The organism is Nocardia sp. NPDC058666 (assembly GCF_042714895.1).
GTDB lineage: Bacteria > Actinomycetota > Actinomycetes > Mycobacteriales > Mycobacteriaceae > Nocardia.
This window is the reverse complement of record NZ_JBHXRY010000064.1, coordinates 1-1,632: the sequence shown is the minus strand read 5'-3', so window position 1 is coordinate 1,632 and position 1,632 is coordinate 1. Positions and strand designations below refer to the sequence as shown.

Genomic DNA, 1,632 nt, shown 5'->3' with positions numbered 1-1,632 from the left:
GGCGATTTCTAGGGGTCGTCGCAACACCGCTGGTGTTAGACGGTGAGTAGATCACGCAGACGCTCGGCTGGGGTATCCCAGTCGAGCGTTTTGCGTGGTCGCCTGTTGAGTTGCTGGGCGACGTGTTCGAGGTCTTCGGGTCCGTGGATGCTCAAGTCGGTTCCCTTGGGGAAGTATTGGCGCAGTAGTCCGTTGGTGTTTTCGTTGGTGCCGCGCTGCCAGGGACTGGCCGGGTCGCAGAAGTAGACGGCCATGTCGGTGGCTATCGAGAATTGTTTGTGCCGTGCCATCTCCGCACCCTGGTCCCAGGTCAGCGAGCCACGCAGATGCGCGGGCAGGGTCGAGATCGTTGCGATCAGCCCGTCACGAACGGTTTCGGCGTCGTGGCTGCCGGGCAGGTGCACCAGCATGGTGTAGCGGGTCGTGCGTTCCACGAGTGTCGCTATCGCGGATTTGTTGAGCTCGCCGACGATGAGATCGCCTTCCCAGTGCCCGGGCACGGCCCGATCTTCGATCTCGGCGGGTCGATCGGCGATCATGACCATTTCATCGACGAACCGGTGCGTGCGATGCTCGGGTTTACGATGCGGTTTGCGGCGAGTACGGCCTGTCCGAAGTGCTTGGGCCACTTCACGTTTGAGTCCGCCTCGGGCTTGGAAATACAGTGCCTGGTAGATCGTTTCGTGGCTCACCCGCATGCTTTCGTCGTCGGGGAAGTCCTTGCGGAGCCGGGCAGAGATCTGCTCGGGCGAGAACTGGTTCGCGAGCCCCTCGGCCACCGCGTCCCGCAAGGAATGGTTGGTCACCAGTTTGGACTGCTTGGGACGCCCCCGAGCGACCGAGGCCTGTTCATGGGCTTGATAGGGCAGGTAGAGGCCGTCGACACGATGGGCCCGAACTTCCCTCGACACCGTGGATTTGTTCCTACCGGTCCGGATGGCGATCTCGGTGAACGACAGCCCGCAGACCAGCCCGTCGGCGATCGCCAACCGATCTCGGATCGACAAGTAGCGGTCGCTGATCACCGTCGGCGCGTCGGTGCTGATCTTGGTCACCGGAGCTGTGTAGCGCGTCCCGGTCGTGTAGTCCACTACCGTTCCGTCGGGGTGAATCCGGGCATTGGTTATGGAGTTACGAACCCTGCGGACCCCGCCACGCCAGTCCCGGCCGGTGCGTTCGTGCACGCCGACCTCGCGGGCCGCACGCGTGGTCGACCAACCGGCCTCGACCAGCTCCAAGAACCGCGCCTTGGCCTCAGGCTTGGCGATCGCAACGGTCTGCGCATCGACCAGTCCGGCATCGACCAAGATCGCGCGGGCGGCCGTGTGTGACACTCCCGCTGCTTTGGCTGCTTGATTTACCGATCCGCTCGACCCGAATACCGACCTGATCAGGTCCTGGTCCATCGCCGATCGTGACCGCTTCGGCTTGCCTACCGGCCGGCCCTTCGCGCGCAGGATCGCATAACAACGATCGCGGCGGATACCCAGCGAGACCGCGGCATCTTTCACCGTGATCCCGGCATCGACCAAACGGATCAGTTGCTCACCGAACTGGTCCAGATCCTCTGAAAACGACACGGTCGTCGCAACCTCTCAATCGAGAGTGTTGCGACGACCGCGTGAACCCGCC

The 1,632-nt window shown here is 63.2% G+C and carries 1 protein-coding gene and 1 pseudogene; both read right to left on the bottom strand.

What is annotated here, in order from left to right; all coding sequences use genetic code 11:
• Positions 1-35: 35 nt before the first annotated feature.
• Entirely contained in the window at positions 36-1,046 is a 1,011-nt protein-coding gene (locus tag ACFWVD_RS28460; RefSeq protein WP_379247961.1) for an IS30 family transposase, read from the bottom strand.
• A gap of 156 nt (positions 1,047-1,202) precedes the next feature.
• A pseudogene (locus ACFWVD_RS28455) lies at positions 1,203-1,406 on the bottom strand (IS30 family transposase); the annotation flags it as partial.
• Positions 1,407-1,632: the final 226 nt, after the last annotated feature.